Genomic DNA, 25,553 nt, shown 5'->3' with positions numbered 1-25,553 from the left:
TAGGCTGTGAGTTGAACAAGTTTGGATCACTCACCGTCTAGGAGCAACCATGCAGCAAGAAGCGATCAGCACCGCGGATTTATACGATGAATTCGAAGACAAACTGCAGTCGATTTCACTGCAGTTTCAGAACTTTGGTGCCCGGGAAAGCTTCTTTGGCCCCGCCAAAACCATCAAATGCTTTGAAGATAACGTGTTGATCAAATCCACGTTGAACACCCCCGGTGAGGGACAGGTCTTAGTGGTTGATGGTGGCGGGTCGCTGCGTTTTGCACTGATGGGGGACATGATTGCCCAAGCCGCAGTGGATAACGGGTGGGCCGGAGTCATCATCAACGGTGCGGTACGCGACCGCGTTGAAATGGCCACCATGGATCTAGGCATCAAAGCCTTGGGCAGTAACCCACGTAAAACTGTGAAACGCGGTGGTGGATTCAGTGACCTTGACATCGAAATTGATGCCGTGACCATCCGCCCCGGAGTCATGGTGTACGCCGACGCGGATGGCGTGCTGGTAGCGCGTTAGAAGCTAGCTCAGCTTTCTTTAGTGTGACGCCCGCTCTGGGTGTTTCCCTGACCCCATTCATCGACGAAGTCGACGGTGCTCAACTCGTCTAGATCCTTGCGGATCTGCACGATGAGTCTTTCGGCTTCTTCGAGATTTGAGGTCTCCATGCGGAGCAGCACCGTATCGTCGGTGCGCGAATGCACCACGACTTCGGCGCCGCGAGCCTCAAATTCGGCGTCCCCCAGAGTGGCGGAGAAGATTGCTGCGGTCCACCGGCCGGCGGCCTTTAGCGGTGAATCCTCACTGGCTTCGAGGCGTGCTTCATATTCATCGGATGCGTGTGCTTCACCGGTCATGATCTGGCCTTTCGACTTCAACATTTAGTACTGCTGTTGTCACCTCATCATAGGGGCGGGAGGAGCCAAAATGCGACTAGCTAAGACCTCGGAGTAGCTTTTCGTGCACGGTAGGCACGTACGTGTTCCCGGTTAGCGCAGTTTCCAGTATCGCAGTAGAGCTTCGAACGGTTCCGTGACAGGTCAAGCAGGGCCGCTCCACAATCGGTGGACGCACAGATTCGCAGGCGCTCACGGCCTCCGGAACGGATTACCTCAGCTAACGCCATTGCCGCGTCTACTGCCATGCGGTCATAGAGTGGGGCACGGTTTGTGGTGGCGTGTAGGTGGTAACCCCATTTTTCGTTTTTGATCAGTTGCGGCTGCGCGTTGACGTTGCGCAGAATCTGATTGACCTTATACACCGCGTCATCTTCATTCGTGGTCCAGATGCCCTTGAGTTGTGAGCGCAGCTGTCGGATGGAACGCAACTCCGACTGGTCCTGTGCGTGTGGACCGTTGAAGTTTTCGGTCTGCAGAAAATGATCTAAATCAGGCACCGTCGAGAGCATGTCAGCAAACGAAACTTCGGTGTTTAGCAAGTTCACAATAGTGCGCAGTGAGGCTTCGATATCTGGCGCAAAAGTCATAAATAGTTCCCGTGAAGGTCGTGGATTGACGCGAGTTCAAACGTATCCGTATTGTCATGATCATACAATTCTTTGCTCCTGAACCACCTGCATATTTCGTTGCTGCATGTCGTGTACGGAGTATTCGTAGCGAAGGTTTAACCACACATGTCGAACCACCCAGAGCCAGTGGCGCCCGTAGCCGAACGTATGAGTACATCGGTGCCCCACGGGCAACTGGCTGGCGTCTGGATTGCCCTGGCATCTTCGGCAGCTTTTGGCCTGTCGGGTTCCTTCGCTAAAGGACTGTTCGAAGCCGGATGGACTCCTGCAGCAGCCGTTGCGGTCCGGATGGCCGGAGCCGCACTAATCCTCGCGATCCCGGCATTGCTGGCCATGCGCGGTCGCTGGGTGCTGCTGCGCACCAACTGGGCATCAATTTTGCTGTTTGGATTCTTCGGTGTGGGCGCCTGCCAGTTGTGCTATTTTTTGGCAGTTGAACGCCTGGATGTGGGCGTTGCCTTACTGCTGGAATATCTGGCACCGGTACTGATTGTTGTGGTGCTTTGGATGCGCCACAAAAAACGCCCCTCGGTGGCGACCATTGGTGGAACGCTGCTGGCGTTGGCCGGATTGGTCGCTGTCTTGGACTTGAGCGGAACCTCGTCATTAGATCCCATCGGTATCCTGTGGGGTCTTGGTGCCGCGGTGGGATTGACCGTCTACTTCTTCGTTAGCGCGCGTGTGGATGGTGCGTTGCCGCCAATTATTCTTTCGGCCGGAGGCATGCTGGTTGGCGCGGTCTCCTTGGGACTGGTTGGGCTGTTTGGAATTCTTCCCATGCATGCTGAGTTTGGTAGTGGTTCCTTCGCAGGGGTGCGGGTTCCCTGGTGGGTAGCGTTACTAGGACTCATCCTGATCGCTACGGTATTTTCCTACACCACCGGCGTCATGGCTGCCCGCGCCCTTGGTTCCAAGGTGGCTTCATTTATTTCGCTGACCGAGGTGCTCTTTGCGGTGCTCTGGGCATGGCTGCTCCTTTCCGAACTTCCCGGACCAATTCAATTATTTGGTGGGCTATTGATTGTGCTCGGTGTGGTGCTGGTGCGTGTCGATGAGCTTCGTTCAGCGCGGATCCGACGCTAAGGTCATCCGGCTGTTCAGTATGGAACTGACTCCCGAGGCTGGAGCCCACGTGGTGGCGATGATGATTATTTCTAGCTGTGCGACATTCTGTGCTGTTACGGTGGGGATCCAAGGCGCATCATCTGCGTCGCCGGCTTTACCGACGTTGCTCGTTCGTCCGGTAGGCGATGCTTGAGCGGTACGAGCTAGCTATCGAAAGGGGAGCGGACTGATGGGCGAACGGAATCGGGTGTCCAGTACCGGGAAGAGCGCCGTTGTGGTGTGCCTCTTTCTTGCGGTAGCGGCGATCAATCTGCCGCGGGTGCCACAACTTAATGAATTTACGGTAGCCGGTTGGGTAATCGCCGGAGTGCTACTTATCGCTTCCTTAGTGCTCGCGATCGGCAACTATCGCAGTTATTCAAGGACATAAGACCATAAGTCAGTCGCAGCGGCTCTGTTTCGGGTGAGTGCTCCTGCGGGTAGTTCGAAGCCATGTGTGTGCGAGAGAAGATGACGGCAAGGTCGACATTTTCCGCTTTTCCTTGTGAGCTTGGACAGAAAATGCGCTCGTTTAGAAATCGTTTCGCGATGAAATGATATCTTGATGGGATGAACGAGCAACAGATTCCAAAATTTCAATGGGGCTCACTGAGCTACCTCTCCTCCCGTGTAGGTCGCTTGGGCACGCTCAAACTCACCGAGATGATGGAATCGGAAGCGTTGACCCGCAATCACTTCATGATCGTGTGCGCCTTGCAAGAGTTCGCACCGATGTCGCAAAACGATCTCTCGCTACGCACTGACCTGAACCGTGGCCACTTGGTGGCCTATCTTGATGAACTGGCGCAGCATGGCATTGTTGAGCGCAGCGTTGATCCCGGTGACCGGCGACGTAACCTCATCACCTTGACCGAGTCCGGCCAGAAATTCACCGCCAAGGCCATGAGTGCCGCGCGGGACAGCGAAATGGAACTCTTCGGAGTCCTCAATGTCGCACAGCGCGAGCAACTGCGTGAACTCTTGCAGCTAGTCGTAGCTCAAGAAGATGAGTCTGCTCAGTGAGGCAACACCTGAAAGCAGTGTGGAAGCACAGCATTACCGTGGGCCCGGCGATGCCCTCGTTGGTCCCAGCCACAAAGGCCGCCTTCTGCGTGGCAGTGCCACTGACCCTGTTGGCCGTTAGCGGCCGACTGGACTGGGCCATGTACGCTGCGTTTGGGGCGTTCTGCTCGGTCTTTGGGCGCTACGATACCGATGCGGTCCGTTTTTGGCAGCAGCTCAGCAGCGGCTTGGTGCAAATTGCCGCTATGGCGCTGGGTACCTTCTTCTCCATGATCGAGTCACCGTTTGTGGTGCGCATACTGGTGTTGGCGGCTATTGCTTTCGGAGCGAATTTTGTCTCCTGCGCCGTCCGCTGGATGCCACCTGGACCGGTCTTTGCGGTTTTTGCCGGTGGCGCCTGCATTAGCGTTCCCGCCACTGCCGATAATTTTGTTGGCGTGCTTGTGGTTGGTGTGGGCACGGTAATTTTCAGCGTGCTGTTCATGCTGGGGCTTTCGCTGCGTCGCGCCAAGTTGCTACACACCTTAGGCAAGGGCTTTTTCTGGAATCCAAACCCGCGCGCTTATACGGAATCGACGCAGATGGCGCTCGCCGTATTTATCGCCGGAGCCGTGGCCTATACCTTTGGTGGTAATCACTGGTACTGGGCGAGCCTGGGTGCTATCGCCGCGGCGATGGGGTTGGACACGTATGCTCGGGTTTCCCGTGGTATTCAACGTTGTGTGGGTACCTGCGTGGGGGTGTTGCTTACCGGAGTCATCGTTGTATTTGATCCACCGATCTGGCTGATATTACTGGTGGCCGTCGCCAGCCAGTTCTGCATTGAAATGGTGATCTTGCGACACTACGCGGTGGGCATGATCTTTATGACTGTTACCGCCTTGTTGATGGTGCATCTGGGCAGCACCGAACCGATGGGCAGTTTGTTAGTTGACAGGTTGTCCATGACAGTTCTGGGCGCGGCGCTTGGCGCCTTGCAAAGTATTGTTATTGGCTTGCTGATCAAACGCCGCACAGCACTTAATTAGCAGAGTGGTTCGGGCCTCGGGAAGCTGAGTGGATATGAAAAAGCACCGCACCCCACGAGGGGATGCGGTGCCAAACTCGTCTATTTACACCGAGTGAGTTTCAGAATCTATGGTGTCTTCCGCGCGGGGACCGTGAATGCGGAAGGCCCCGGCATCTTCACGCTCGGCAGCGACCTTTTCCACGTGCAGTGCACGAAGCTGCGCATGCCGTGGGTTGCGGCGAATGACGCTGTAACCAATCGCTAGGCCAACAAACCACAGTGGAGTGATCAGTAGCGCTTGCAGGGTATCTAACTGGGTAGTCAATGCCCACAAGATGAAGCCGAAGAATGCGAGCACCACGTATGGCATGAACGCTCCGCCTGGCATCTTGAATTTGCTCGCTGCGTGCAGGTGTGGACGACGCTTGCGGTACACCAGGTAGCTGATCAAGATAATCGACCAGACGAACATGAAGCATAGCGCGGAGACCGTAGTCACCAGCGTGAAGGCCGCCATCACCGAGTCGCCACTGTAGAGCAGCACCACGCCGGCGAGGAGGAACATGCAGGAGAACATCAGCGCATTGCGTGGGACGCTGCGACCAGAAAGCTTTTCGAAGGCCTTCGGTGCGTCGCCCTCCATGGACAGGCCGCGGAGCATTCGAGAGGTCGAGTAGATCCCCGAGTTAGCACTGGAAGTTGCCGAGGTCAGGACCACAAAGTTGATTATGCCTGCCGCGCCAGCCAATCCGGCGAGCACGAACATGCCAACGAATGGTGATTCCCCTGCTGAGAACAGACGCCATGGCTGAACGGCCATGAGGATGATCAAAGCACCTACGTAGAAGAACAGGATTCGAATCGGAATCGAGTTGATCGCTTTAGGAAGTGTCTTTTCTGGATCCTTGGTTTCTGCCGCGGTGGTACCTACGAGCTCAATTCCCACAAATGCGAATACTGCAATCTGGAAACCAGCTACGAAGCCCATGAAACCGGTGGGGAACATGCCACCATCGGCCCAGAGGTTGCTAAAGGAAGCGGTAGCGCCGTTGGACTGGAACTTGGTGATGATCATAACCAGGCCCACCACAATCAGCGCGCCAATGGCGACGATCTTGATCATGGAGAACCAGAACTCGGTTTCGCCAAAGGCCTTCACGGTAGCCAGATTCAGCACCAGCAACAGTGCGATACAGGCAAGCGCTGGAATCCATAGTGGAAGGTTGCCCCACCAGTAGGCGACGTAGTGAGCAATCGCCACCACGTCGGCAATACCTGTAACCACCCAGCAGAACCAGTAGGTCCAGCCGGTAAAGAACGCGGCCCATGGCCCAAGCAGATCACCAGCGAAGTCGGCGAAGGTTTTGTAATTCAGGTTCGACAGCAGTAGTTCTCCCATGGCACGCATGACAAAGAACAGCATGAAGCCGATGATCATGTAAACAAAAATGACCGATGGGCCAGCGACCGAAATGGTCTTTCCGGAGCCCATGAATAGACCGGTACCAATGGCACCGCCAATTGCGATGAGCTGAATATGACGGTTTGAGAGCCCGCGTTCGAGCTTGGGCGAAGAGCTGGTGGTGCTCATTCTGCTGCCTTCCAGGAGTGGTGAGGTGCTTCGAAGAGGTGCCATGGGTTATTCCCGAGGGATAACCCACGTTGCGGCAGATCTACGTTTGCACCCGAATGCTCGTTCTCCAGGGCAAGATTCTTCGCGTCATCATGCGCGGGGCGCAGCTCGACGAGCTGTGACCCAAGCTGAGCGCGAAGGAGGTTGACCATTGGGGGAACTTTCGAATCGGGTGCAGACAATGCGGCACTGTTCTTTGTTCCTCCCCAATCTGTTTGAAGACCTGAGAGTTTTCACCTTGACCCGTCTTTGGGTTCACGGTTTGCTCCGTCGGTGAGTATGGACAACTCCATACTACTTTCCAGATTTGCCTCATCGTGGCGGTACGGGGGCCTGAGAGTTTCCTGGGGAGGAATTGCTCCTACGGCGCCCGCCCTTGGCTGGGGCGGATCTCTCCCGCCACGCATCAACGGCAATTAACTTGTGATAGCTGTCACAGTATGCCCATGTTTTAGTTTATGAAGCAAACCGAAGGGATTCTTTACTGTGGGTTTGCGGTTGATATGCCGGGCAATTTTGCCATCGCACTGGAACGAAGGATCTTGCAGAAAGCTGATCTACGATTCGCTGTTGTTATATAAAGCACTAGTTGGCAGGACAATTAAAGATAAGGAGAACGCTTTTGGGGCTTGAAAGTAGCGCTGACAGCAGGGTTTAAAAATCCTGAGCTGGGAGATGGCTTGATTTTTTCGGCGGCCCGTAACGTTTCGTATTATTTAGAATTCAAGTTATGGCCTTCAAAAACACTGCGGAGCGTGCGCGTTGCGGCGGTCTCTAAGTCTAGTAACCGGATAAGAACCTCACTGCGAAGTGTGAAGCGGATTCATGGAAGATCCGGGTAAATCCGAAAAATCTGGTAATTAAAACCCAAGGCCCAGTTCATTATGAACTGGGCCTTGGAACATCACTCGCACCTTTGAGGAAGGTAGTTACTACTCTAATTACCGTGACTGTTTAGCGACTGTGCGTCAGGTGCTCATTGGCTAGGGGTGCCCGCCAGGTGTTCAAGTGCGTGAGTTACTTCTTTTCCTGCGCATCGGTGGCTAGTACAGCCTCCGTGTAGCGACGTTCAAATTCTTCGGCGGAAACCGATTCGCGTTCCACGCGGAAAGACGATTCTGGGATTCCGAGAACCGCTGCGATCAAGCTTCGGGTGTACCCAGCAATTTTGCGGGACTTGCGTGTGGAAGTGACATGGTCCAGTTCGGGAACCCAAATGTTCCACCATCCGGCCTGCTTACCTACGACTGCCTTGAATACGCGTTGCTCGTTCATCTGTTGTCCTACTTTCGTGGAAGTACCGACCGCGAGGCCAGCAGAAGTCGCTGATCTGCAACTTGCGGTCTTTTTAATACTCCATCATGGACCAGACTGCGACAAGTTTGATTCGTGATGGCCCCTAGCCCTTTGGGCTGAGGACTAGTTGCTGACCGATTCGAGAGTGTAGCCAGCTTCTTCAACTGCTGCTTGAAGCACTTCTTGGCCGATGGCGCCCGAGGTGCTCAGCAGTGCAGTGGAAATACCCTTCGCGTCCAGAATGATCTCAACGTTTTGCACGTTTGCGATTTCCTTCAGTTCCTCGGATACCGATGAGACGCAGTGTCCGCAGGTCATTCCCGAGATTTTGAGTTCAATTTGGGTGGTGACTGGAGTGCTGTCCGGGCGAGGAATAATCTGCAGGCCTTGGCTTGAGGAGTTTGAATTATCGGAACAACCGCAATTACAAGCGTGGCTCATGTTTTGCTCTCTATTCTTATTGGGGGATTAAAAGTTCTGTCGGTTAGCGCAGAAGTCGGGAAATCGCAGCCGTAGCTTCGGAGATCTTGTCTTGAACAATGCTGGGGTCCCCGGTGTTCAGCGACTCTTCGGCGGCGCCCACTACGCAGTGGCTGATATGGTCTTCGACCAGTTGCAGGCTGACCTTGTGTAGGGCGGCGTTGATTGCCGAGATCTGGGTGAGGATGTCGATGCAGTATTTGTCTTCATCCACCATGCGAGCAACCCCGCGAACCTGCCCCTCGATCCGGTTCAGGCGTTTGCGCAAGGCATCTTTTTCTGGAGTGTAGCCATGAGGCGCCACGGGTTCCGCAATCTTTGTCTGAGAGTCCATGTACTAATTATACCCCCTTGGGGTATAGATTGCACGCCTGAGCCAGGCGGCGCTCATTCGTCGCTGGGCCATGAGACTGGAAGACAAAGACACAGCTGAGCATGTCCATTTGCTCACAGCCTGAGATCTTGGTTCGAGCAGATACCGCGACAGAACCCGCGAAGGCTCAACGCCTTGACTCATTTGCTTGCCATGCATCATCCCCGGGGTGGCAAGCAAACCGCGATAGGCTTTTACCTGTGAGCCACAATGAACTTCGCGTGCGTCCAATATCCAGCACCGAGCACTCCGCGTTCCTTGCTACCGCGCAAGGTGTCAGCTTCCTTCAGCGTCCCGAATGGGCACAGGTCAAGGCAGGCTGGCGAGGAGAATCTCTCGGTTGGTTTGATGGTGAAACCCTCGTTGGTGTCGCCTTGATCCTGCACCGGCAAGCGCCGGTAATTAAAAAGACCCTCGCCTACATTCCAGACGGTCCGGTCATAGACTTCGACAGCTATGACGCGCGAACCGTCCTTCCACTGCTGGCCAGCTACCTGAAAAACCGTGGCGCCTTCCAGCTACGTGTTGGGCCAGGGCTGTCGGTGCGCACCTGGGGTGCGGCCACCGTGCGCAAGGCGTTCGGTAAAGACGAGCTCGCCTCGCTCGCCGATCTGGAAACCGCATCGGTCAACGAGAACGCGCGCAAGCTTAATGAAGCACTTAGCGATCTAGGATTCACCAAACAAGACGTCGGTATGGACTTTGCCGCCGGCCAGCCAGAATACGTGGCAAGGGTGGCATTGCAGGATCCGGCAGGAAACCAGCTAGATACTGATCAGGTGATGGCTTCCTATTCCTCCACCACCCGCAACGAAACGCGGAAGTCGCTCAAGAGCGAACTGTTGGTTGAAATTGGTGAAACCAAGGACATGGCACGCTTCCATGCTCTGTATAACCACACCGCTGAACGTCAAGAATTCACCGGACGCCCGCTGAGCTACTTTGAAAAAATGCACACGGTACTCAACGCGGCGGTACCCGGCTCCTGCACGCTCTACGTTGCAAGTCATGAGGGTGTAGATCTAGCCTCGGCGATCGTGTTACGCTCCAGCAACCTTGCCTGGTACCTCTACGGTGCCTCGTCCTCGGAGCAACGTAAACTCTTCGCTCCCAAGGCCATCATGCATCACATGATCTCCGACTCCATCGAAGCCGGCTGCAAGTACCTGGACCAGGGTGGCGTCAGCGCAACCCTGGACGGGGACCACCATCTGTCGGGGCTGACCAAGTTCAAAACCAATACGGGTTGCGACATTGTGCAGACCAACGGCGAATGGGATCTGGCACTGAATAAGCCACTTGCCTGGGCCTTTGAGAAGTACATGAACTGGCGAGCGAAGTAGGAACTAAACCCCATGGCTATTGAGAACTCTCAGCCTTTTGTCCCCGTCATCCTTGGCGGCGACATCGGCACCTACACTCTGGCGCGCGAATTTTATGAGGCGTACCAGGTGCGTTCGGTCGTAGTGCCGGCGGCCGGCAACGGAGTCATTGAACACTCGGTAGCCATCGAGTTGCACCCCATTGGCTCCATGGCCGATGTAGCGCGGGTAGTGACCAAACTTATCGCCCTTGCCGAGCAACTCAACGGCGAAACGGTTCGCCCACTCATGCTCTTCGGATCTTTAGACTTCCACATCATGCTGATAGCCAAGCATCGTGCGCAGCTCAGCGAATACTTCGTGATCCCGTATCCAGAACTAGAAGTCATTGAGGCTGCCGCCTTGAAGGAGAACTTCTACGCGCTCGCCGAACGAATGGGGATCGCGCACCCACGTACCGCCGTTTATCGCGCGGGCGATGACCTGTCCGCGATGGCTAAGTCGCTGACCTTCCCGCTGATTGGTAAGCCGTCGAGCTCCGGCGATTGGATCGCCGCAAAGTTCGCCGGCAAGCAAAAGATCCACACGCTGGAAAACTTGACCCAGTTAGAAGACTTGCTGGGACGCATCGATGCCAGTGGTTACACTTCCGGCTACATCTTGCAGGAGTACATTCCAGGTTCTGATGATGCGATGCGTCTATGCACCTACTTTGCTACGCAAGAAAAGAAGGTGATCTTCGCCGGGTATGGTGAGGTAGTCATCGAGGAGCATGCACCATTGGTGTTGGGTAACTCCGCTGCCATAGTCACCGGACGCAATGACCAGATGGCCGTAGACGGTGCCCGCTTGCTCGAGGAATTGGGCTGGCAAGGAATCGCGATGATCGATGCAAAATATGATCATCGTGATGGCGTCGTGAAGTTCTTTGAGATCAACCCGAGGCTCGGGCGAAACCATTATTATCTGACCGCCGCAGGGATTAATCCTGCACGTTTTTATGTCACCGAATTCCTCGGCGAAGACTTAGACTCTTCGAACCCACAGACCGATGCGGTGATCGATACCGGTATTGGAATTCTTCAGTTGCGTGCCGAGCGACTATTCACCGTGCTGCCACACCACCTGCTGCGACGATTCTTAGACAGCGACACCGGACGGAAAGCCGCCGCGTTGCTCAAGGAGGGTAAGGTCTCGAACCCGCTGAAGTTCAAGAAAGAGAAGCATCCGCGTCGCCGGGTCTATCTGATACTCAATGCCGTGAATCATTACCGCAAGTACAAGAAGTTCCCGCCGCGTAGTTTGTAGCAACTTACGTTCGCTCAACTCCCAACCTAGGCTTCGTGCCTAGGTTGAGCTGTTTAACGCGTTCTCACGTTTGCGCGCGTAAGCGCGTGCGGCACGTACCCGGTCTCCGCAACGGGTGGAACACCATTGGCGGCGTCCGTGGGTTCTCAGCATGAACCTTTGGCAGGGCTCTGCTTCACACTGGATCAAAAGCTCGGCTTCCTCGGAGGCTAGGAGCGTCACTGCATCTTCGGCAATGACCGACATCGCGTGTTCAACGAGCAAAGTGACCGGGTGTTCGGCTGCCCGGTAAAACCCTGCGTCCGCGGAGTAATGCAGCAGTGAAATATGTGGCGCGACGGTCAGCGCCTTATTGATGCGATCCACGACCTGCTGGTCAATATTTTGGTTTGTTGCCTGCATTAGGAAGATGTTCTGCAGATCGCTACGCAGACCACAGAGTTTACTTTGGCAGTAGGACAGGAGCTGTTCCTTGCCATCAACAAGGTCTCGTTCAATGAGCCACGCGGTGGTTGCTTCAGGCGAATCCAGGTGGTCAACAATTTTTCCGCCCGGCAGGTGAATCATGCTGTTTACTAGCGCAAGACTCAAGTGGGCTTCAGTCCCCGGCGCGGGTGGAAGTGGTGCGTGATTCATGCTTCTCATGTTAGCAGTAGATATTTGACGTGAGAAAGTGTTATCTTCATATCACGCTATAAATAAGAAATATCCGTGATAAAAGAGGTTTCATTGCATCCCGCACCACAGTTTGGCTCCGCTCCCTTCGCGCTCAACGCCCATACCGGCGGTACGGTCGGTGTAGGCAGAACGGTCCAGCAAGGCCTGACTTCGCTGATCAATCTCGCGCGCCAGGCAGATGAGCTGGGCTATCACCGTTTCTGGATGTCAGAGCACCACGCGATGCCAGGGCTGGCGGTATCCTCACCTCCGCGGATGCTCGCCCGGCTGACCGCAGAAACCCAACGGATCCGCTTGGGCGCCGGCGGGGTAATGCTTCCAAACCATGCCCCGCTAGTGATTGCCGAACAGTTTGGCGCTCTTGAAGCGCTTGCTCCCGGACGTATCGATTTGGGACTGGGACGTGCCCCAGGCACCGACCACGTCACCGCCGCGGCACTGCGACGTGGCGACAGTGCGAATGAAAACTTTCCGCAACTGGTGACCGAGCTTATGGGATTTCTGCACGACGACTTCCCAACTGGCCACCACTTCGAAACCGTCCATGCGGTACCCGGACCATGGCAGGCCAAGGAAAACCGAGTGCAAGCACCCACCGTGGCTCCCGAATTGTGGATCCTTGGTTCCTCGCCCTATTCGGCGCAACTCGCAGCGCAACTTGGTCGACCCTACGCGTTCGCCTTGCAATTCGGTGATGCAGACATCCACAGCGCCATGCGCATCTACCGTGAAAACTTTGTGCCCTCGGCCGTGCTGGACGCCCCTTACTCGATGGTCAGCGTTTCCACGATTGTTAACGAGGATCCTCTCGAAGCCAAACGTCAGGCAATGAGCATGGCCATGGGAATGCTGCGCATGTTCAAGCGCGAGTCCTTCACGCTATTTTCCCCAGCCGAGGTTGCCGCTTTTGATGGCACGCTCAATGAGCAGGCAATTATCGAGATGTACACCAACCGAGCCTTCAGTGGCACGGCCGCTACCGTGGCCGCGCAGCTGGAACAACTTCAGGAGCAGACCGGGGTAGATGAAATCACCTTGGTGATCGGCACCCATGATCCCGAAGCAGAAGTGCGTACATTGCAGCTTCTGGCCAAGCACTACCTGTAAAACAGCAACTAAGCCCCACAAAAAACTCAGGAGAACACCATGACCAACCCACGCCGCGCCCTCATCGTCATCGACGTACAGCAGGAATATTTTGAAGGCCTGCTGAAAATTCAGTACCCACCACGTGCGCGATCGCTGGAACGCACCACCGAAGCGATGGATGCGGCACAGAAGGCCGGAATCCCGGTGTACGTCGTGCAACACCAAATGCCTGCACAAGCTCCGGTCTTTGCCGATGGTTCGGACACCTTCAACCTGCACCCCGAAATTGCGCAGCGCGCAGATCAGGCCACGCAAGTTTTCACCAAGGTATACGCCAGTGTCTTCGCCGGAACGAATTTGGAGGCGTGGTTGCGTGAAAGCAATATCGACACGATCACGCTCACCGGCTTCATGACCAACAACTGCGTGATCGGTTCGGTAGCAGCTGCCGAACCGCTAGGTTTTAGTGTCGAGGTACTCTCCGACGCCACCGGCGCCATCGATATTGCCAACGAAGCAGGTTCCGCCAGTGCGCAACAGGTCCACGAAACTCTGATGGCACTGTTGCATTCAAACTGGGCCGCGGTATCGACCACGGACCAGTGGATGAGCGCACTAGACTCCGGCGCTGCCCTTGAAGGTAGCAACCTCATCGTTTCCGCAGCGCAGGGACACGAACAGCACCAGAAGTAGCATTTGCGGGTGGTGGTCATCAAAGGATGCTTCGCTCAGGTTGCTGGCTAGGATGACTTTATGGATCCCAAACACCCGGCACTGCCTAGGGGCTTTAGCGCGTTACTGCTCATTGCCATGATTCTTGCGGCAGTAAATTTGCGCCCAGCAGTCACCTCGCTGGGCGCATTGCTGGATCCGGTCATTGAAGACTTGTCAATGAATGGGTTTATCGCAGGGATCATCACCGGCGTACCGCCACTATGCTTTGCCATACTTGGCCCACTAGCCCCGCGCCTTGCCGGCAAACGTGGACCCGAGCTAGTGGTGGTGGGGGCAATGCTCGCAATCCTCTGCGGATTGGTCCTGCGCTCGCTCGCCCCAAATATGTGGGTATTTTTCATCTTCACCGCACTTGCACTTGCCGGGATTGCCGTGGGAAATATTCTGATGCCGGTGCTCGTCAAACGGTGGTTCCCCACAAAAATTGGTTTGGTCACCGGCTCGTATACCACCGCTGTAGCACTTGGCGCCTCCGTCGTTGCGGCGATTGCGGTTCCGGTTAATGACGCCCTTGGTGGCGCGTGGCGAGGCGGCCTGGCGCTATGGGCCATTCCAGCATTGATTGCGACGCTTATTTGGGTAGTGGTGTATTTCGGTTTACGTAATCAGATCACCCAGCTTCAAATGCCGGCGCCCAAGACTCAGCTCATAGCCCCCGTAATGGGGCCAATGAGCCGAAACTCAACGGCCTGGTGGATTGCGCTGTTCTTCGGTGCGCAGTCTACCGTCGCCTACATTTTGATGGGTTGGGCGCCGAAGATATTTACCGACTTCGGAGTGGACCCAGCCTATGCCGGAGCACTGCTTGGCGTGATTCTTGGGGTGGGCGTCCCACTATCTTTCATCATGCCTGCCCTGGCGGCGAAGTTTTCCCATCAGGGGCCGCTGGTGATCGTCAATGGAATTGCCGGGATAGTAGCCATTGCCGGATTGTTAATCGCTCCGGTTCAAGGTGCGTTTATCTGGGCGGTACTTCTTGGTATCTGCGGTTCGAGCTTTCCCTTAGCCCTGACGATGATCGGTTTGAAAGCGCACACGGCCGCCGGAGTGAGTAAGCTTTCTACCTTCGGACAATCCATTGGATACCTGATTGCCATCCCCGGACCATTCCTTGTCGGTGCATTGCATGAGACCACCGATTCCTGGACTCTGCCGATATTACTCATTGCAGGGTTGATTCTCTTTCAAACCTTTACCGGGATTATGGCTGGCAGGCCACGCTTTGTGGAGGACCACGGGGTACCAACTCGGGTTGATGCGTGAGTTCTTTAAGGGCTAATAAGTCGCGCTGAACGCTTTGGACTACTAGCGTCTCGAAGAACAAGCCGGAGGAGACATAGACTGAAAGCGTGGAAGAAAAAGGCAGCCTGCGCATTCAAAGCATTCTCTGGGCAGCGGCCATATTTCTGGCCGTGATGCTCCTGTCGCTGGTGAGTAAACCAGCTAGCGGTCAACAAGAAATGACCGCTGCGTATCTGGTGACCGCTGGGGCATTCGCCGTTGGTTTCGGCGTCCTCAGCGTTTTGCGACATCGATTTGCGCGCGCCACCTGGCTGGTAGCCGGACTGGGTATCTGCGTTTGGTTGCTGTTGGCCATGCCCCGTATTGCCATACTTCCACCTTTGCTGTTCTTCCTCGCCCTGATCACCTTGGCTGGACACCGCATGCGCTCTTATCTTGGAGCGTTAGCGGTTTTCATCGTGATGAGCGCGGTGCGCTTAGTGCAGGGGGCATCCTTCCAAGACCTCTTTGACTTTGAAATGTTGGCCTACGCCTCGTTGGCTGCGCTGGTTATTCTTTATGCCCAGTTGCGCACCACCCGAGAGGTGACACTAGAACATCAACGACGTGTTCGAGAGTTTGCCGAGCGGACCTCAGAGGCCGAAAAAGAACAAGGACGGATATTGCACCGTTCGAAGGTGTCCTATCAGCTGCATGACGAGTTGGCACACAACCTAGCGGTAGCTTCCCTGCATACCAACGCCGCGTTGGATGCTTCGTCCACCGATACCCGCACGGCGTTGAGCTTGATCCACGTTCGGCAGGCGGTGACCGGAGCAATGACCGCATTACGCAGAACATTCGATACGATGGGCCAGCTAGAAGCGCCCGAAGAACTTACTGCAACCATCGAAGACATTGAACGGATTGCTACTTCGTTGCGGGATACTGGCATTGAAGTTAATATCCACAGCTCGGGCCTGGGCCAGACAGAGAACTTCCCGCAGTTGGCCATGCGAATAATTCGCGAAGCAGCCACAAACGCGGTGAAGCATGCTGATCCCACCCAAATGGTGATCTGGATCAAGGAAGAAACCGACGAAAGCCAACCGCCGTACTGGGTAGTTTCGGTCCGTAATAACGGTGTCCGCCCGGTGCATTCACAGACTCCCAATGGGCAGGGCCTGGCACGCTTACGCGCCATGACCGAGGCCGAAGGCGGAACCATGGAATGGGGACGGCTGGCAACAAACTTCCTGCTTTCTGCGACCGTCCGAAAAGACGTTGAAGAAAACCCGAGACGAGATTCTTAGTATCCCGCTGGACGCTCAATCGCACTAGTGAGGCTTGATTCGGACTGCCTCTAGCCCGGTGGGCAATCCCGGCGTAGAGTGAAAGCACGATTTGGCGGAGCCACGGCGAGCACGTCGAGGCCCGCACACACTGGGAGGTCGAAATGGGAGATTTTCGGGCATACACCATGGAAGAGCGGGCCACATATTTGGCACCGTCTTGTGCACGTTGCGGTCAGCACCGCCACGTGGTGTGGGAAAAAGTAGATGGAACCGAAACATACCTGCCCCGCGACTCCGGATGTTCAAACGAAGCGTGCACCGCATAGGCAGTTAGTTGTAGGCAGTTGCCCTTAGGCTCGCACGCCCAGGCTAGCGGAAATTCGCGCGGAAGCGGCGGTAAGTTTCAGTGCCACCTGAGTCTGATCCAACTCCTGGGACAGGTAGATTACCGCAATTGCCCCCGGCTTGTTTTGCGGTAGTTTGACCGGCACCGCGATTGAGGTGAGCCCGGGGATGACTTCGTCATAACTGAACTCATAATCCTGTGCTGGGTACTGATCCGGGTTGAGCTGAGAACGGATCACGCGTCCCGGGGCGCCATTATCGATGGGGTGCCTTGTTCCCGGGCGTTGTGCCACGGTGGCATCTGCATGACGTGGTTCGGCGGTGCTCAACGTGACTGCAGCTTCTCCGTCAAAGACTACTAAGAGCGCGGTCATCTGCAGTTCGTCCGAGAGCGTGGCCAGATGCGGGGTGGCCGCTGCCTGTAAAGACTTGGAAGCATTGCGCGCCAAGGCACCGAGCCGTGCTCCTAATTCTAGATCTCCGGAGGGCGTACGCTCCACAAAGCCATATTGTTCAAAGGTCTTCACCAGCCGGTAAGCCATGGAGCGGTGAATGCCTAATTTTTCGGCCAATTCGGCCACGGTCAGTGGGCTGGAGGATTCGCCAATAAGCGTGAGCGCTTTGAGTCCGCGGCCCAGAGTCTGGGATCCGCCTTCGGTAGTCTTAGTCATTTTTTAGTCTTTTCGCCGTGCACGGAAACTCGTTGTGGCCGCCATAATGTGACTTGCGTCTTGCTCCTGCAGTCAAGGATAGCTACGATTGTATCTATAGTTACATCAATGTCGCAACTATAGAGACAATGAAGTCTGTGGCATTCCTAAGGAGTAAAAATGCAGATCCATCACAAAGGTTATGTTTCCGGCGATCCACGCGTGAAACCAGCTGCCGGGTACGGCATCGACCGCTCGGAAGAAATCCCTGATGAGATGGATGTGCTGATCGTTGGAACCGGCCCAGCTGCCGCGGTAGTCGCAGCCCAACTCTCCCGCTTTCCCAGTGTTAATGCCCGCGCCATTGAGATGCGCCCGGGCCGGTTGCAGGTAGGCCAGGCCGACGGAATCCAAGCCCGCTCGGTAGAAACGTTCCAGGCCTTCGGCTTCGCCAACGAAGTTATCGAAGAGTCCTACCGCAACGTCGAGATGTGCTTCTGGACCCCAGATCCGCAGAACCCCGCAAACATCATCCGCCACTCACGGGCTGCTGATGACTCCACCGGCATGAGCGAATTCCCGCACATCTACGTAAACCAGGCCCGAATCCTGGACTACTTCTTACGCGACGCCGAACGTGCACCGGGCAAGATCACCCCGGACTACGGTGTGGAGTACTTGGACTGTGAAATCGATCCGACAGCCGAATTCCCGGTCACCGCGCGCATCAAATATGTGGCCGGTGAACTTTCCGGGCAAGAACGCAAGGTCAAAGCAAAGTATCTTGTCGGTGGTGATGGCGCCCGCAGCGCGGTACGACGCTCATTGGGTCACAAGCTACACGGCGATGCCTCCCTGCACGCGTGGGGCGTCATGGACATCATGCTGAACACCGACTTCCCTGATATTCAGGTGAAGTGCTCAATCCAATCCCACGATGCAGGCAACATCCTGTTGATTCCACGCGAGGGTGGTTACCTGGTGCGCGTGTACGTGGACCTTGGCGAGCTGACCGCTGAGGACGCCGGAGCGATTCGCAATACTCCGGTAGAAGACATCATTGCCACCGCGAACCGGATTGTGCACCCTTACAGCTTTGACGTGAAGTCCGTAGCCTGGTTCTCCGTTTACGAGGTTGCCCACCGCATCACCGACGGCTTCGACGACGTGTCCGATGAAGAGCGTGGCACCCGGACACCGCACGCATTCATCATGGGCGATGCCTGCCATACCCACTCCGCGAAGGCCGGTCAGGGCATGAACGTGTCCATCCAGGACGGTTTTAACCTCGGCTGGAAACTTGCTGCCGTGCTTGAAGGACGCGCCCCGGAAGCACTGCTGAACACCTACGCCGAGGAGCGCAAGGTGATCGCGCAGAACCTGATCAACTTTGATAAGGAATGGTCCTCGCTGATGGCCAAGTCTGTCGAGGAATGGGAAGACCCAGACGAGTTGGAACGCTACTACGTGAGCACCATGGAATTCCCTGCCGGATTCATGACTCAGTACACCGAATCGGCGATCACTACAGGGCTGGAACACCAGGACTTGGCCCCGGGCTTCCCGGTGGGTAAGCGCTTCAAATCTGCTGAGGTGATTCGCCGTGCAGATAACCGTTGGCGTCACCTAGGTCATTTCCATGAAGCAGATGGCCGCTGGCGCGTCTACGCTTTCGCCGATGAAGCGGCACCAGCATTGGAAGGCACTGCGATGGCACAGTTCGCTGCTTGGTGGAGCCAAGATGCTGCCTCACCGCGCAATCTTTATACGCCCGGCGGAGTGGATGAGGATGCGGTCTTTGATCTGAAGGCCATCTACCAGCAGGACTACACCGAGGTTGAGCTGCACGATGTTCCCAAGGTTTTCCAGCCGGTGAAGGTGCCTTTCGGCCTGCATGACATCAACCAGGTCTTTGCTGCCGGGCATGGTCGCGACATCTTCCGTGAACGTGAGATCAGCAAGGACGGCGCTATCGTGGTGGTCCGTCCGGATCAGTACGTTGCAGGGATCTTCCCGTTGTCCGCACATCAAGAAATCGCAGACTTTTTTGCCGGGAATATGACTGCGCTGGAAGCCGGTAAGTAAGACCGAATCGAAGCCGCCGAGGCCAAGCGTAATTTCGCAGCTGGCCTCGGAGGCTTTGTTGTACCTAGCCCTTGGTAGCCTCGAAGCTATGAACCAGCCCTTCCAAATGCTTCCGGTGCGCAGGGTACAAGAGGATCTTGAATCACCGGCGGATCGAAACTTGTGGCCCGCTACGATCCCGGCGGTACGCCAGATCCTCGATGACGGACTAGACCTCTCGCAGCTGACAATCTTGGTCGGTCAAAATGGTGCAGGAAAATCAACGCTGGTCGAGGCAATTGCCGAAGCCTTCGGGCTCAATGTGGAAGGTGGCACACAAAATTCCCGCCACCAAAGATATGCCAATGATTCCGCGCTGGGGGAGCACCTGCAACTAGTGCGTGGCGCTGGAGCATCAGGCGCCGGTGTGTTCCTGCGCGCCGAAACGATGCATGGGCACTTCGCATACTTGGAAGATCTGGATCGCGAGGACCACAAGAAACGCGGACTGCACAATCTGCAGAGCCACGGTGAATCATTCATTGAATTCTTCACCTCGCGTTCTGCGGTTAACGGACTCTGGGTCTTTGACGAAGCCGAATCGGCGCTGTCTTTTGAAGGCAGTCTCACGCTGCTCTCGCATATCTCAGACTTGCTGGCTACGGGGTCCCAAGTAGTGCTCTCCACGCACTCGCCGATCCTGGCTTCGCTGCCGGGAGCTGACATTTATGAGGTCGGGGAGTGGGGACTGCGTTCTTCGACCTATGACGATTTGGAAATGGTCCGTAACTGGCGGTTGTTCCTGGACGCTCCGGGCAGGTTCCTGCGCCACTTAGTGAACTAGGAACCTTGGCCAGAAGTGTTTTGAGTCAGGCCTTCGCAGCGTGAGCGCGCCGTCGATAAGCTTCCATTGATGTGAAGAACGGGGACGGTTCCAGCGTCGGGTCGCCCTGATAGTCCATTGCGTGGGCGACGGTGTCGAACGGTGCGTAAGGGGAGTCCTCGAGCTGCGCGGTAGTAGCTGGACGATCATCAAAAGCCTGCGAGATGCGTGATTCAATTTCAAGGCTTTCGTTCAGCACCTGTTGTGCCAGAAGGGCATCCAGTTCTACTTCGTAGGGAATTCCTTCGCTATTGCGGTAGCGGTGTCAGAGGAAGAGCCGGGCGGGCGCAACCTCATCACGCAGTTTTAACACTGCAGTGGGATGGAAAGAACCTCGCGGTGGCCGGTGACAGCTCCGGCGGCACCTTCACCGCGGCAATTTGCGCCATGGCCAAGGATGAAGGTTTCGACAAGATCAGTCACCAGCTGCTCTTCTACCCTTCTTTGGATCTCGACTTTGACGAGTCGCGCTATGCCTCGCTGCGTGAGAACGCCACCGGTTATGGTTTGGAGACGTGGATGTTCAAGCCGCATAACTCCTTCTACCTTGAGAACGGTGCAGATCCAGCAGATCCTCGGGTCTCACCTATCAAACGTGAGGATTTCTCCGGACTTCCAAAGACTCTGGTGATCACCGCAGAACATGATCCGTTGCGTGACGAAGGGGAGCTATATGCGGAGCGCCTGGCGAAGGCCGGCGTAGACGCTCAGCTTGAACGTTTTGACGGAGCGAACCACGGCTTTGTGGTGAACTTCGCATGGATTGACGAATTTGCCCGCGTCTTCGAGACCGCTGGCAAGTTCCTTTCCGAGTAGTAGAGGTTATGAGCTCCAGAGGTAGTAAAAGTCTCTGGAGCTCAACTCGTAATTCCTTCTTCCTGCCAAGTATTGTCTGCGGCTGCTGCGAATACGTGTGAGCTCCTACCACGGGATGAAAACCTGTACGCATTCAGCATCGACCAATATGATGCACGTATGTCTAAAGAGCTCGTGCAACAGAAATTTGAGGCGGCGTGGGAGGTTTTCGCCATGACCTGCGGTTCCTACTTGGCTCCTGAGGCTTCTTATCAAGCGTGGTTTGCCCATTATTTGATCTCACAATTTGGAATTGACCGAGTAGCTCGTGAACCAGTAGTACATATTCGAAATCTCCCTGAAAACGAACATACGATGACATTCGGTGGCAAATCAGAGATACGTTTGGACGCGGTAGTAACGCGTGAGCCTGGAATTATGATGCCGCACTACGCTAATAGATTAGCTAAAGCGGTAGATGGTACGGGTCTCGGGCTCCTGAACCATCTGGATGTAATTTCTGAACTTAAAGTTGCCGCATCGCAAACGAACGGACTCGACTTTCCTGAAGTTAAACGCGACATCGATAAATTGCGTATGTTGCTTCACGCGCGCCGTGAAGAATATGGCGAATCTAAACAACCATTCGCTTATCTTTGTGTTCTAGACAATCATCCGAAGAGAAAAAAGTTCGACAAGGAACGGCTGCTATCGCTAGCTGAAAACATCGACACCGACCTGTCAGTGAAAGTCTTATACAAGTCTTCAGAAAATGTTCCGCGACTGCCAGAGAACGGACGGTTATATAAGTGGGAAACCCACGAGTAGCAGTCGATATTAATGGCTGGCCATGTGACAAGACAACGTAGCTAATGCGTTGCGAACGAAGAAACCCAGTTTAACGCTCAGTACTGTGTCGCATAGAGTTAAAGTTGCGGTTAACGAAGGGACGCACCATGGCCAAGAAACGCTCAATTTGGGCCCGTATTTTCGGGATCGGCAAAGCCAACGCCAACGCGGCGCTGGATGCACTCGAAGATCCACAGAAGATGCTGGACCAGCAGGTTCGCGATTACACCAACAACATTGCCCAGGCTGAGTCGGCGGTAGCGCAGACCATCGGTAACCTGCGTATGGCAGAAGACGACCAGGCGAAAGCTCTGGATGAAGTGAAGTCGTGGGGCGCTAAAGCCCTTGCCGCTTCGAACAAAGCCGAAGAATTCTCGGCTGCCGGGGATGCTGCCAACGCGCAGAAGTTCAACCAGCTGGCGACCGTGGCAATCCAGCGTCAGATGGCGGCGGAGACCAAGGTTAAGAACCTGGCTCCGAGCATAACCTCGCAACGCGAAGTTGTCGCAAAGCTTAAAGATGGCCTGAACACCATGGGTAAGAAGCGCATTGAATTGGTGGCCAAGCGTGATGAGCTTGTTGCCCGTGCGCGCAATGCCAAGACTCAGGGCCAGATGATGGAAACTCTCAAGGCCTTGGATATGAATGATCCAACCAGCGAGATCAGTCGTTTCGAAGACAAGATCCGCCAGGATGAGGCTAAGGTTCGTGGCGCTTCCGAGCTTGCCGCTTCCTCGCTCGACTCGCAGTTCGCCGCCCTGGAGGATCTGGGTGAAGAAACCGAGATTGAAGCGCGACTGGCAGCGATGAAGGGCAGCCAGAACGTTCTGGATGAAGCCCCCGCTGCGTCGGCAATTGAAGCCGAAGCTCCGCAGGTCTCCGAAATCGAGGCCCGGCTGGCCGCGATGAAGAAGAACCAAGCTTAAGTCATCAAGCAAAAACCGGCCTCGGTCTGAAGCGGAAATCCACTTCAGACCGAGGCCGGGTTTGCGACAGAACGAGTATATTACTTGCTTGACTCGGCGCTTGGACGCAGGTTCACGTTACCCGCGGAGACCTCAACTTGGATCTTATGCGGCGAGGACGAGTCGACAAGCAATCCGTTATTCAGGGTGCCAGCGGAAATATCCTCGGTGACGTTGTAGCTGGCCTTGGGCAAGGTAAGCTGCAGCATTCCGGCGCTGACATTAGCCTGGATATTCTTCGGTGCCGTACCCGTCAGCGCAGTATCGATTCGTCCGGCGGAGACATCAAAGACTGCGCTTTGTACGTTGTCCATGTTGATCACTGTCTTGCCGGCTCCCAATTCCACCAACAGGGCCTTGGCCGAACCTGCGGCCTCCAATGTGCCGCCGCTCATCTCCATGACAAGGTCATTGAAGTTGCCGTCGACGGAAAACTCTCCGGCGGACATCTGCAAATTGGCATCCAGCTCACCGTTACCCAGGGATTTCGGCAGGGTCAAGATGACCTCGTTTTCTTCCCAATCGCAACCGGTAAAGCACCAGTCGCCCCAGTTATTAGGGGATCGGACCACCAGCGCATTCCCGTCGCGGCGAAGCTTCCACTCTCCGCCCCGCGCGCTTTGCACATCCAACGTAGCGGTGGGGACATCGGCGAAGAGAATATTGAACTTTCCCGCATCCACCTCAACGTCTAGCTCGTTGATGCCCTCGGTGCTCAGGGCTTGCGAGGTATTGCTGGTGGACAGGCTGTTTGAGGCCCGCCATGCGGAGGTTGCGATGACGCCGAGGATGATCAGCCCTCCGAGGATTGCTATCACGATGGTCATGGATTTCTTTGAACCGGCAGGTTGCGGAGTCTGTGGCGCTACCGGCGCATTCATGGTCGGGGTGTTCATTGTTTTGTCCTGTCGGTGCGAGGCGTGCCCAGAGTTTCGATATGGGCCAGGGCGGCGAGCACACGCCGGTTTCCTGTCCCATCTGCCTCTAGTCCAAGCTTCTGGAAGATAGAGGTAATGTACTTTTCAACGCTGGCCTCGGAGAGGAAGAGCAGGGCCGCAATGGCCTGGTTGGATTTGCCTTCGGCCAGTGCCGTGAGCACATTGCGTTCTCTGTCGGTTAGCCGCTGCATGCGGTCATCATGGTTGCGTCTGGTCAACAGCTGTGCCACCACCTCTTGGTCAAGTACCGTGCCGCCGCTGGCTATCTGCTCCAGCGAGGCAATGAATTCGGTGACGTCTGCAACGCGGTCCTTGAGCAAATAGCCCAAGCTGCCCGATTGCATGGAGATCAGTTCCGAGGCGTAGCGCTCCTCCACATACTGGGAGAGCACCAGCAGCGGCAGCTGCGGATAGTTCCTGCGGACCTCCAGCGCGGCACGGATTCCCTCGTCGGTGTAGGTCGGCGGGAGCCGCACATCGAGGATTGCGATCTGCGGGAAGGCATCCTCATCGGCCTGGGCCAAGAAGTCCATCAACCCGCTGGTGTCCGGCAGGTCTGCAACCACTTCATGTCCCGAGTGGGCGAGCAACCTGACCAATCCTTCACGCAGGAGCACCGAATCTTCACAGATCAGGACGCGCATGGCACATTCACCTCCACCGCGGTTGGACCGCCTTGCGGGCTATCCAGGCGCAGCGTGCCGCCGGCAGCCAGCACCCGGTTGGTGATTCCGTCCAGCCCGCCGCCGGGCAGAACCCGTGCCCCGCCCACGCCATTGTCTTCAATACGTGCCCAGAGCCAGCGCTTGCCGGCATCTTCTCGCTCGCGCACGGTCACCCGGCAGGTCGCGGCACGTGAATGCTTGGTTGCGTTAGTCAACGCTTCCGCGATGGTGAAGTACACCGCAGATTCGGTGTCCCGGGGGTAGCGCCCGGTCAATTGCACATCAAGCTGCACCGGGATGTGGCTGCGGCCTGCCACCGCGGACAGCGCCGCATCCAGGCCGCGGTCATCGAGCACCGAGGCGTAGATGCCGCGGGTGAGCTGGCGCAGTTCGGTAATGGCCGATTTGGTCGAGGCATGGGCCTCAGCGATCAGCTCTTTGGCCTGCGCCGGATCTGTATCGATTTGCTGGTGTGCCAGACCCAGAGTCATGCCCACCGAAACCAAGCGAGGCTGGACCCCGTCGTGAAGGTCGCGTTCGATGCGGGTACGTTCCACCTCGGCGGCACGCACCGCACCTTCACGCTGCACCGAACTGCTGCGTACCCGTTCGGTCATTTCGGATTCGCGGGCAATCGCACCGATGATGGCGCAGGTGACAGCCCGGTGCAGGAAGGCCAAGCCAATAACTGCAGCAACTCCAGCGATGGAGAAGAGGAACAACCACGGGGCCTGGGTGGATGGCACGATCAGATTGAAGGGGCCAATCACCGTTTCGGTTTCGCTCAGCGGAGCGAAACCGACGATCGCGGTATGTACGGTCCACTGCAGTGCGCCGAGCATCAGCGAACCGAAGATGCAGGAGAGCACAAAGCTTCCCAAGGCCGCCCACATGCGTCCGCTGGCCAGATTCCGCGCCAGCGACCGCATGTATTCGCCGAATCCTCCGCGGCGCCGTGGACGCCACGAAAGGGCAGCAACGTTCAAATCGTAGAGGCTTGAAACACGCTGGATCTCAAACCAGGAGAGCCCAAACATTGCGTAGAGCAAACCGATGAGCAAAAGGAGGCCGAAACCCAGGAGGAAAATCAGGGCGGCACCGGCAGCGAGCCATCCGAGCAGGAACCAGCTGATCGCGGTGCCGATGGTACCCAGTACTGCTAAGTGAAGAATCGTCGGGACGATCCGCAACGGTGGCCGGACGGATTTTTCGTCCGGGGCAAGCTTTGGTGTCGAAGTCATAGTTCAACAGTATTCTGAGCCGTCTTCCGGCAACACCAAGTGAGCCGGAGAAGAAAG

At 56.0% G+C, this 25,553-nt stretch carries 29 protein-coding genes and 1 riboswitch; of the genes, 16 read left to right on the top strand and 13 right to left on the bottom strand.

Annotated features, from left to right (window positions below; translation table 11 throughout):
* Positions 1 to 49 precede the first annotated feature (49 nt).
* Entirely contained in the window at positions 50 to 526 is a 477-nt protein-coding gene (rraA, locus tag IEX04_RS02440; RefSeq protein WP_188683420.1) for a ribonuclease E activity regulator RraA, read from the top strand.
* Between the two features lie 8 nt (positions 527 to 534).
* Here the strand turns inward: rraA and IEX04_RS02435 are convergent, their stop codons facing one another.
* A complete protein-coding gene (locus IEX04_RS02435) occupies positions 535 to 888 on the bottom strand; it encodes a hypothetical protein (protein WP_096255462.1) in 354 nt (117 codons plus the stop codon).
* Between the two features lie 56 nt (positions 889 to 944).
* Positions 945 to 1,493, bottom strand: coding sequence for a CGNR zinc finger domain-containing protein (locus tag IEX04_RS02430; protein ID WP_188683418.1), 549 nt, complete (start codon positions 1,491 to 1,493; stop codon positions 945 to 947).
* A gap of 189 nt (positions 1,494 to 1,682) precedes the next feature.
* Between IEX04_RS02430 and IEX04_RS02425 the strand changes: the two genes are divergently transcribed.
* From IEX04_RS02425 to IEX04_RS02410, 4 genes are all read left to right on the top strand, one after another.
* Positions 1,683 to 2,618, top strand: a complete 936-nt coding sequence (locus tag IEX04_RS02425) for an EamA family transporter (RefSeq protein ID WP_188684055.1) — start codon at positions 1,683 to 1,685, stop codon at positions 2,616 to 2,618.
* Positions 2,619 to 2,829: 211 nt separating this feature from the next.
* On the top strand, positions 2,830 to 3,030 hold the full coding sequence (locus IEX04_RS02420) for a hypothetical protein (protein ID WP_096255465.1): 201 nt from the start codon (positions 2,830 to 2,832) through the stop codon (positions 3,028 to 3,030).
* A gap of 179 nt (positions 3,031 to 3,209) precedes the next feature.
* Positions 3,210 to 3,662 carry a MarR family winged helix-turn-helix transcriptional regulator gene (locus IEX04_RS02415; RefSeq protein WP_096255467.1) on the top strand — a complete coding sequence of 151 codons (453 nt, stop codon included), beginning with the start codon at positions 3,210 to 3,212 and terminating at the stop codon, positions 3,660 to 3,662.
* Entirely contained in the window at positions 3,659 to 4,690 is a 1,032-nt protein-coding gene (locus IEX04_RS02410; RefSeq protein WP_188683416.1) for an FUSC family protein, read from the top strand. The genes IEX04_RS02415 and IEX04_RS02410 overlap by 4 nt, the downstream gene beginning before the upstream one ends.
* 84 nt (positions 4,691 to 4,774) lie before the next feature.
* Here the strand turns inward: IEX04_RS02410 and cycA are convergent, their stop codons facing one another.
* The 5 genes from cycA to IEX04_RS02385 all read right to left on the bottom strand — a co-directional run bounded on the left by cycA (position 4,775) and on the right by IEX04_RS02385 (position 8,414).
* Complete coding sequence (gene cycA / locus IEX04_RS02405) at positions 4,775 to 6,262, bottom strand: D-serine/D-alanine/glycine transporter (RefSeq protein ID WP_188683414.1); 1,488 nt, start codon at positions 6,260 to 6,262, stop codon at positions 4,775 to 4,777.
* Positions 6,259 to 6,456 (bottom strand): hypothetical protein, encoded by a 198-nt coding sequence (locus tag IEX04_RS02400; RefSeq protein ID WP_188683412.1) that lies wholly within the window; start codon positions 6,454 to 6,456, stop codon positions 6,259 to 6,261. Before IEX04_RS02400 ends, cycA begins: the two co-directional genes overlap by 4 nt.
* A 159-nt stretch (positions 6,457 to 6,615) precedes the next feature.
* Positions 6,616 to 6,713, bottom strand: a riboswitch (glycine riboswitch).
* A 608-nt stretch (positions 6,714 to 7,321) separates the two neighbouring features.
* Positions 7,322 to 7,579, bottom strand: coding sequence for a hypothetical protein (locus IEX04_RS02395; protein WP_096255472.1), 258 nt, complete (start codon positions 7,577 to 7,579; stop codon positions 7,322 to 7,324).
* A 144-nt stretch (positions 7,580 to 7,723) separates the two neighbouring features.
* Positions 7,724 to 8,041 carry a heavy-metal-associated domain-containing protein gene (locus IEX04_RS18660; RefSeq protein WP_096255474.1) on the bottom strand — a complete coding sequence of 106 codons (318 nt, stop codon included), beginning with the start codon at positions 8,039 to 8,041 and terminating at the stop codon, positions 7,724 to 7,726.
* A 43-nt stretch (positions 8,042 to 8,084) separates the two neighbouring features.
* Positions 8,085 to 8,414, bottom strand: coding sequence for a metal-sensitive transcriptional regulator (locus tag IEX04_RS02385; protein WP_096255475.1), 330 nt, complete (start codon positions 8,412 to 8,414; stop codon positions 8,085 to 8,087).
* Between the two features lie 239 nt (positions 8,415 to 8,653).
* Here IEX04_RS02385 and IEX04_RS02380 point away from each other — a divergent pair, with 239 nt between their 5' ends.
* On the top strand, positions 8,654 to 9,796 hold the full coding sequence (locus tag IEX04_RS02380; protein ID WP_188683410.1) for a lipid II:glycine glycyltransferase FemX: 1,143 nt from the start codon (positions 8,654 to 8,656) through the stop codon (positions 9,794 to 9,796).
* 12 nt (positions 9,797 to 9,808) lie between these two features.
* On the top strand, positions 9,809 to 11,083 hold the full coding sequence (locus IEX04_RS02375; protein WP_188683401.1) for a carboxylate--amine ligase: 1,275 nt from the start codon (positions 9,809 to 9,811) through the stop codon (positions 11,081 to 11,083).
* Between the two features lie 39 nt (positions 11,084 to 11,122).
* On the opposite strand, the gene IEX04_RS02370 is transcribed toward IEX04_RS02375, so the two are convergent.
* Positions 11,123 to 11,719: a CGNR zinc finger domain-containing protein gene (locus IEX04_RS02370; RefSeq protein WP_188683399.1), complete on the bottom strand. Its 597-nt coding sequence runs from the start codon at positions 11,717 to 11,719 to the stop codon at positions 11,123 to 11,125.
* A gap of 75 nt (positions 11,720 to 11,794) precedes the next feature.
* Here IEX04_RS02370 and IEX04_RS02365 point away from each other — a divergent pair, with 75 nt between their 5' ends.
* The 4 genes from IEX04_RS02365 (at position 11,795) to IEX04_RS02350 (ending at position 16,119) form a co-directional block, all read left to right on the top strand.
* Complete coding sequence (locus IEX04_RS02365) at positions 11,795 to 12,868, top strand: LLM class flavin-dependent oxidoreductase (RefSeq protein ID WP_229676952.1); 1,074 nt, start codon at positions 11,795 to 11,797, stop codon at positions 12,866 to 12,868.
* A 39-nt stretch (positions 12,869 to 12,907) separates the two neighbouring features.
* Entirely contained in the window at positions 12,908 to 13,543 is a 636-nt protein-coding gene (locus tag IEX04_RS02360; RefSeq protein WP_188683395.1) for an isochorismatase family protein, read from the top strand.
* A 60-nt stretch (positions 13,544 to 13,603) separates the two neighbouring features.
* Positions 13,604 to 14,848 carry a CynX/NimT family MFS transporter gene (locus IEX04_RS02355; protein ID WP_188683392.1) on the top strand — a complete coding sequence of 415 codons (1,245 nt, stop codon included), beginning with the start codon at positions 13,604 to 13,606 and terminating at the stop codon, positions 14,846 to 14,848.
* A gap of 86 nt (positions 14,849 to 14,934) precedes the next feature.
* Positions 14,935 to 16,119, top strand: coding sequence for a sensor histidine kinase (locus tag IEX04_RS02350; RefSeq protein WP_096255483.1), 1,185 nt, complete (start codon positions 14,935 to 14,937; stop codon positions 16,117 to 16,119).
* Positions 16,120 to 16,451: 332 nt separating this feature from the next.
* On the opposite strand, the gene IEX04_RS02345 is transcribed toward IEX04_RS02350, so the two are convergent.
* Positions 16,452 to 17,117, bottom strand: coding sequence for an IclR family transcriptional regulator (locus IEX04_RS02345; RefSeq protein ID WP_096255484.1), 666 nt, complete (start codon positions 17,115 to 17,117; stop codon positions 16,452 to 16,454).
* 159 nt (positions 17,118 to 17,276) lie between these two features.
* Between IEX04_RS02345 and IEX04_RS02340 the strand changes: the two genes are divergently transcribed.
* The gene (locus tag IEX04_RS02340) at positions 17,277 to 19,181 is read left to right on the top strand and encodes an FAD-dependent monooxygenase (protein WP_096255486.1); all 1,905 of its coding nucleotides are present in this window, start codon (positions 17,277 to 17,279) and stop codon (positions 19,179 to 19,181) included.
* Positions 19,182 to 19,269: 88 nt separating this feature from the next.
* Positions 19,270 to 20,004: an AAA family ATPase gene (locus tag IEX04_RS02335; RefSeq protein ID WP_188683390.1), complete on the top strand. Its 735-nt coding sequence runs from the start codon at positions 19,270 to 19,272 to the stop codon at positions 20,002 to 20,004.
* A gap of 25 nt (positions 20,005 to 20,029) precedes the next feature.
* Here the strand turns inward: IEX04_RS02335 and IEX04_RS02330 are convergent, their stop codons facing one another.
* Positions 20,030 to 20,242, bottom strand: coding sequence for a hypothetical protein (locus IEX04_RS02330; protein WP_188683388.1), 213 nt, complete (start codon positions 20,240 to 20,242; stop codon positions 20,030 to 20,032).
* Here IEX04_RS02330 and IEX04_RS02325 point away from each other — a divergent pair.
* The 3 genes from IEX04_RS02325 to IEX04_RS02315 all read left to right on the top strand — a co-directional run bounded on the left by IEX04_RS02325 (position 20,212) and on the right by IEX04_RS02315 (position 22,613).
* Entirely contained in the window at positions 20,212 to 20,859 is a 648-nt protein-coding gene (locus IEX04_RS02325; RefSeq protein WP_308422391.1) for an alpha/beta hydrolase, read from the top strand. The two genes, IEX04_RS02330 and IEX04_RS02325, sit on opposite strands and share 31 nt — an antisense overlap.
* Before the next feature lie 159 nt (positions 20,860 to 21,018).
* On the top strand, positions 21,019 to 21,666 hold the full coding sequence (locus IEX04_RS02320; protein ID WP_188683386.1) for a hypothetical protein: 648 nt from the start codon (positions 21,019 to 21,021) through the stop codon (positions 21,664 to 21,666).
* 128 nt (positions 21,667 to 21,794) lie between these two features.
* The gene (locus tag IEX04_RS02315; protein WP_188683384.1) at positions 21,795 to 22,613 is read left to right on the top strand and encodes a PspA/IM30 family protein; all 819 of its coding nucleotides are present in this window, start codon (positions 21,795 to 21,797) and stop codon (positions 22,611 to 22,613) included.
* Between the two features lie 80 nt (positions 22,614 to 22,693).
* Here IEX04_RS02315 and IEX04_RS02310 read toward each other — a convergent pair whose 3' ends face one another.
* The 3 genes from IEX04_RS02310 to IEX04_RS02300 are packed head-to-tail and all read right to left on the bottom strand — an operon-like array spanning position 22,694 to position 25,496.
* Positions 22,694 to 23,548 (bottom strand): DUF4097 family beta strand repeat-containing protein, encoded by an 855-nt coding sequence (locus IEX04_RS02310; protein ID WP_188683382.1) that lies wholly within the window; start codon positions 23,546 to 23,548, stop codon positions 22,694 to 22,696.
* A complete protein-coding gene (locus IEX04_RS02305) occupies positions 23,545 to 24,234 on the bottom strand; it encodes a response regulator transcription factor (protein ID WP_188683380.1) in 690 nt (229 codons plus the stop codon). Before IEX04_RS02305 ends, IEX04_RS02310 begins: the two co-directional genes overlap by 4 nt.
* Positions 24,222 to 25,496 carry a sensor histidine kinase gene (locus IEX04_RS02300; RefSeq protein ID WP_188683378.1) on the bottom strand — a complete coding sequence of 425 codons (1,275 nt, stop codon included), beginning with the start codon at positions 25,494 to 25,496 and terminating at the stop codon, positions 24,222 to 24,224. The genes IEX04_RS02305 and IEX04_RS02300 overlap by 13 nt, the downstream gene beginning before the upstream one ends.
* Between the last annotated feature and the right edge of the window lie 57 nt (positions 25,497 to 25,553).

This window comes from Glutamicibacter ardleyensis, assembly GCF_014644555.1.
GTDB lineage: Bacteria > Actinomycetota > Actinomycetes > Actinomycetales > Micrococcaceae > Glutamicibacter > Glutamicibacter bergerei.
This window is presented reverse-complemented; position numbering and strand designations above follow the sequence as displayed.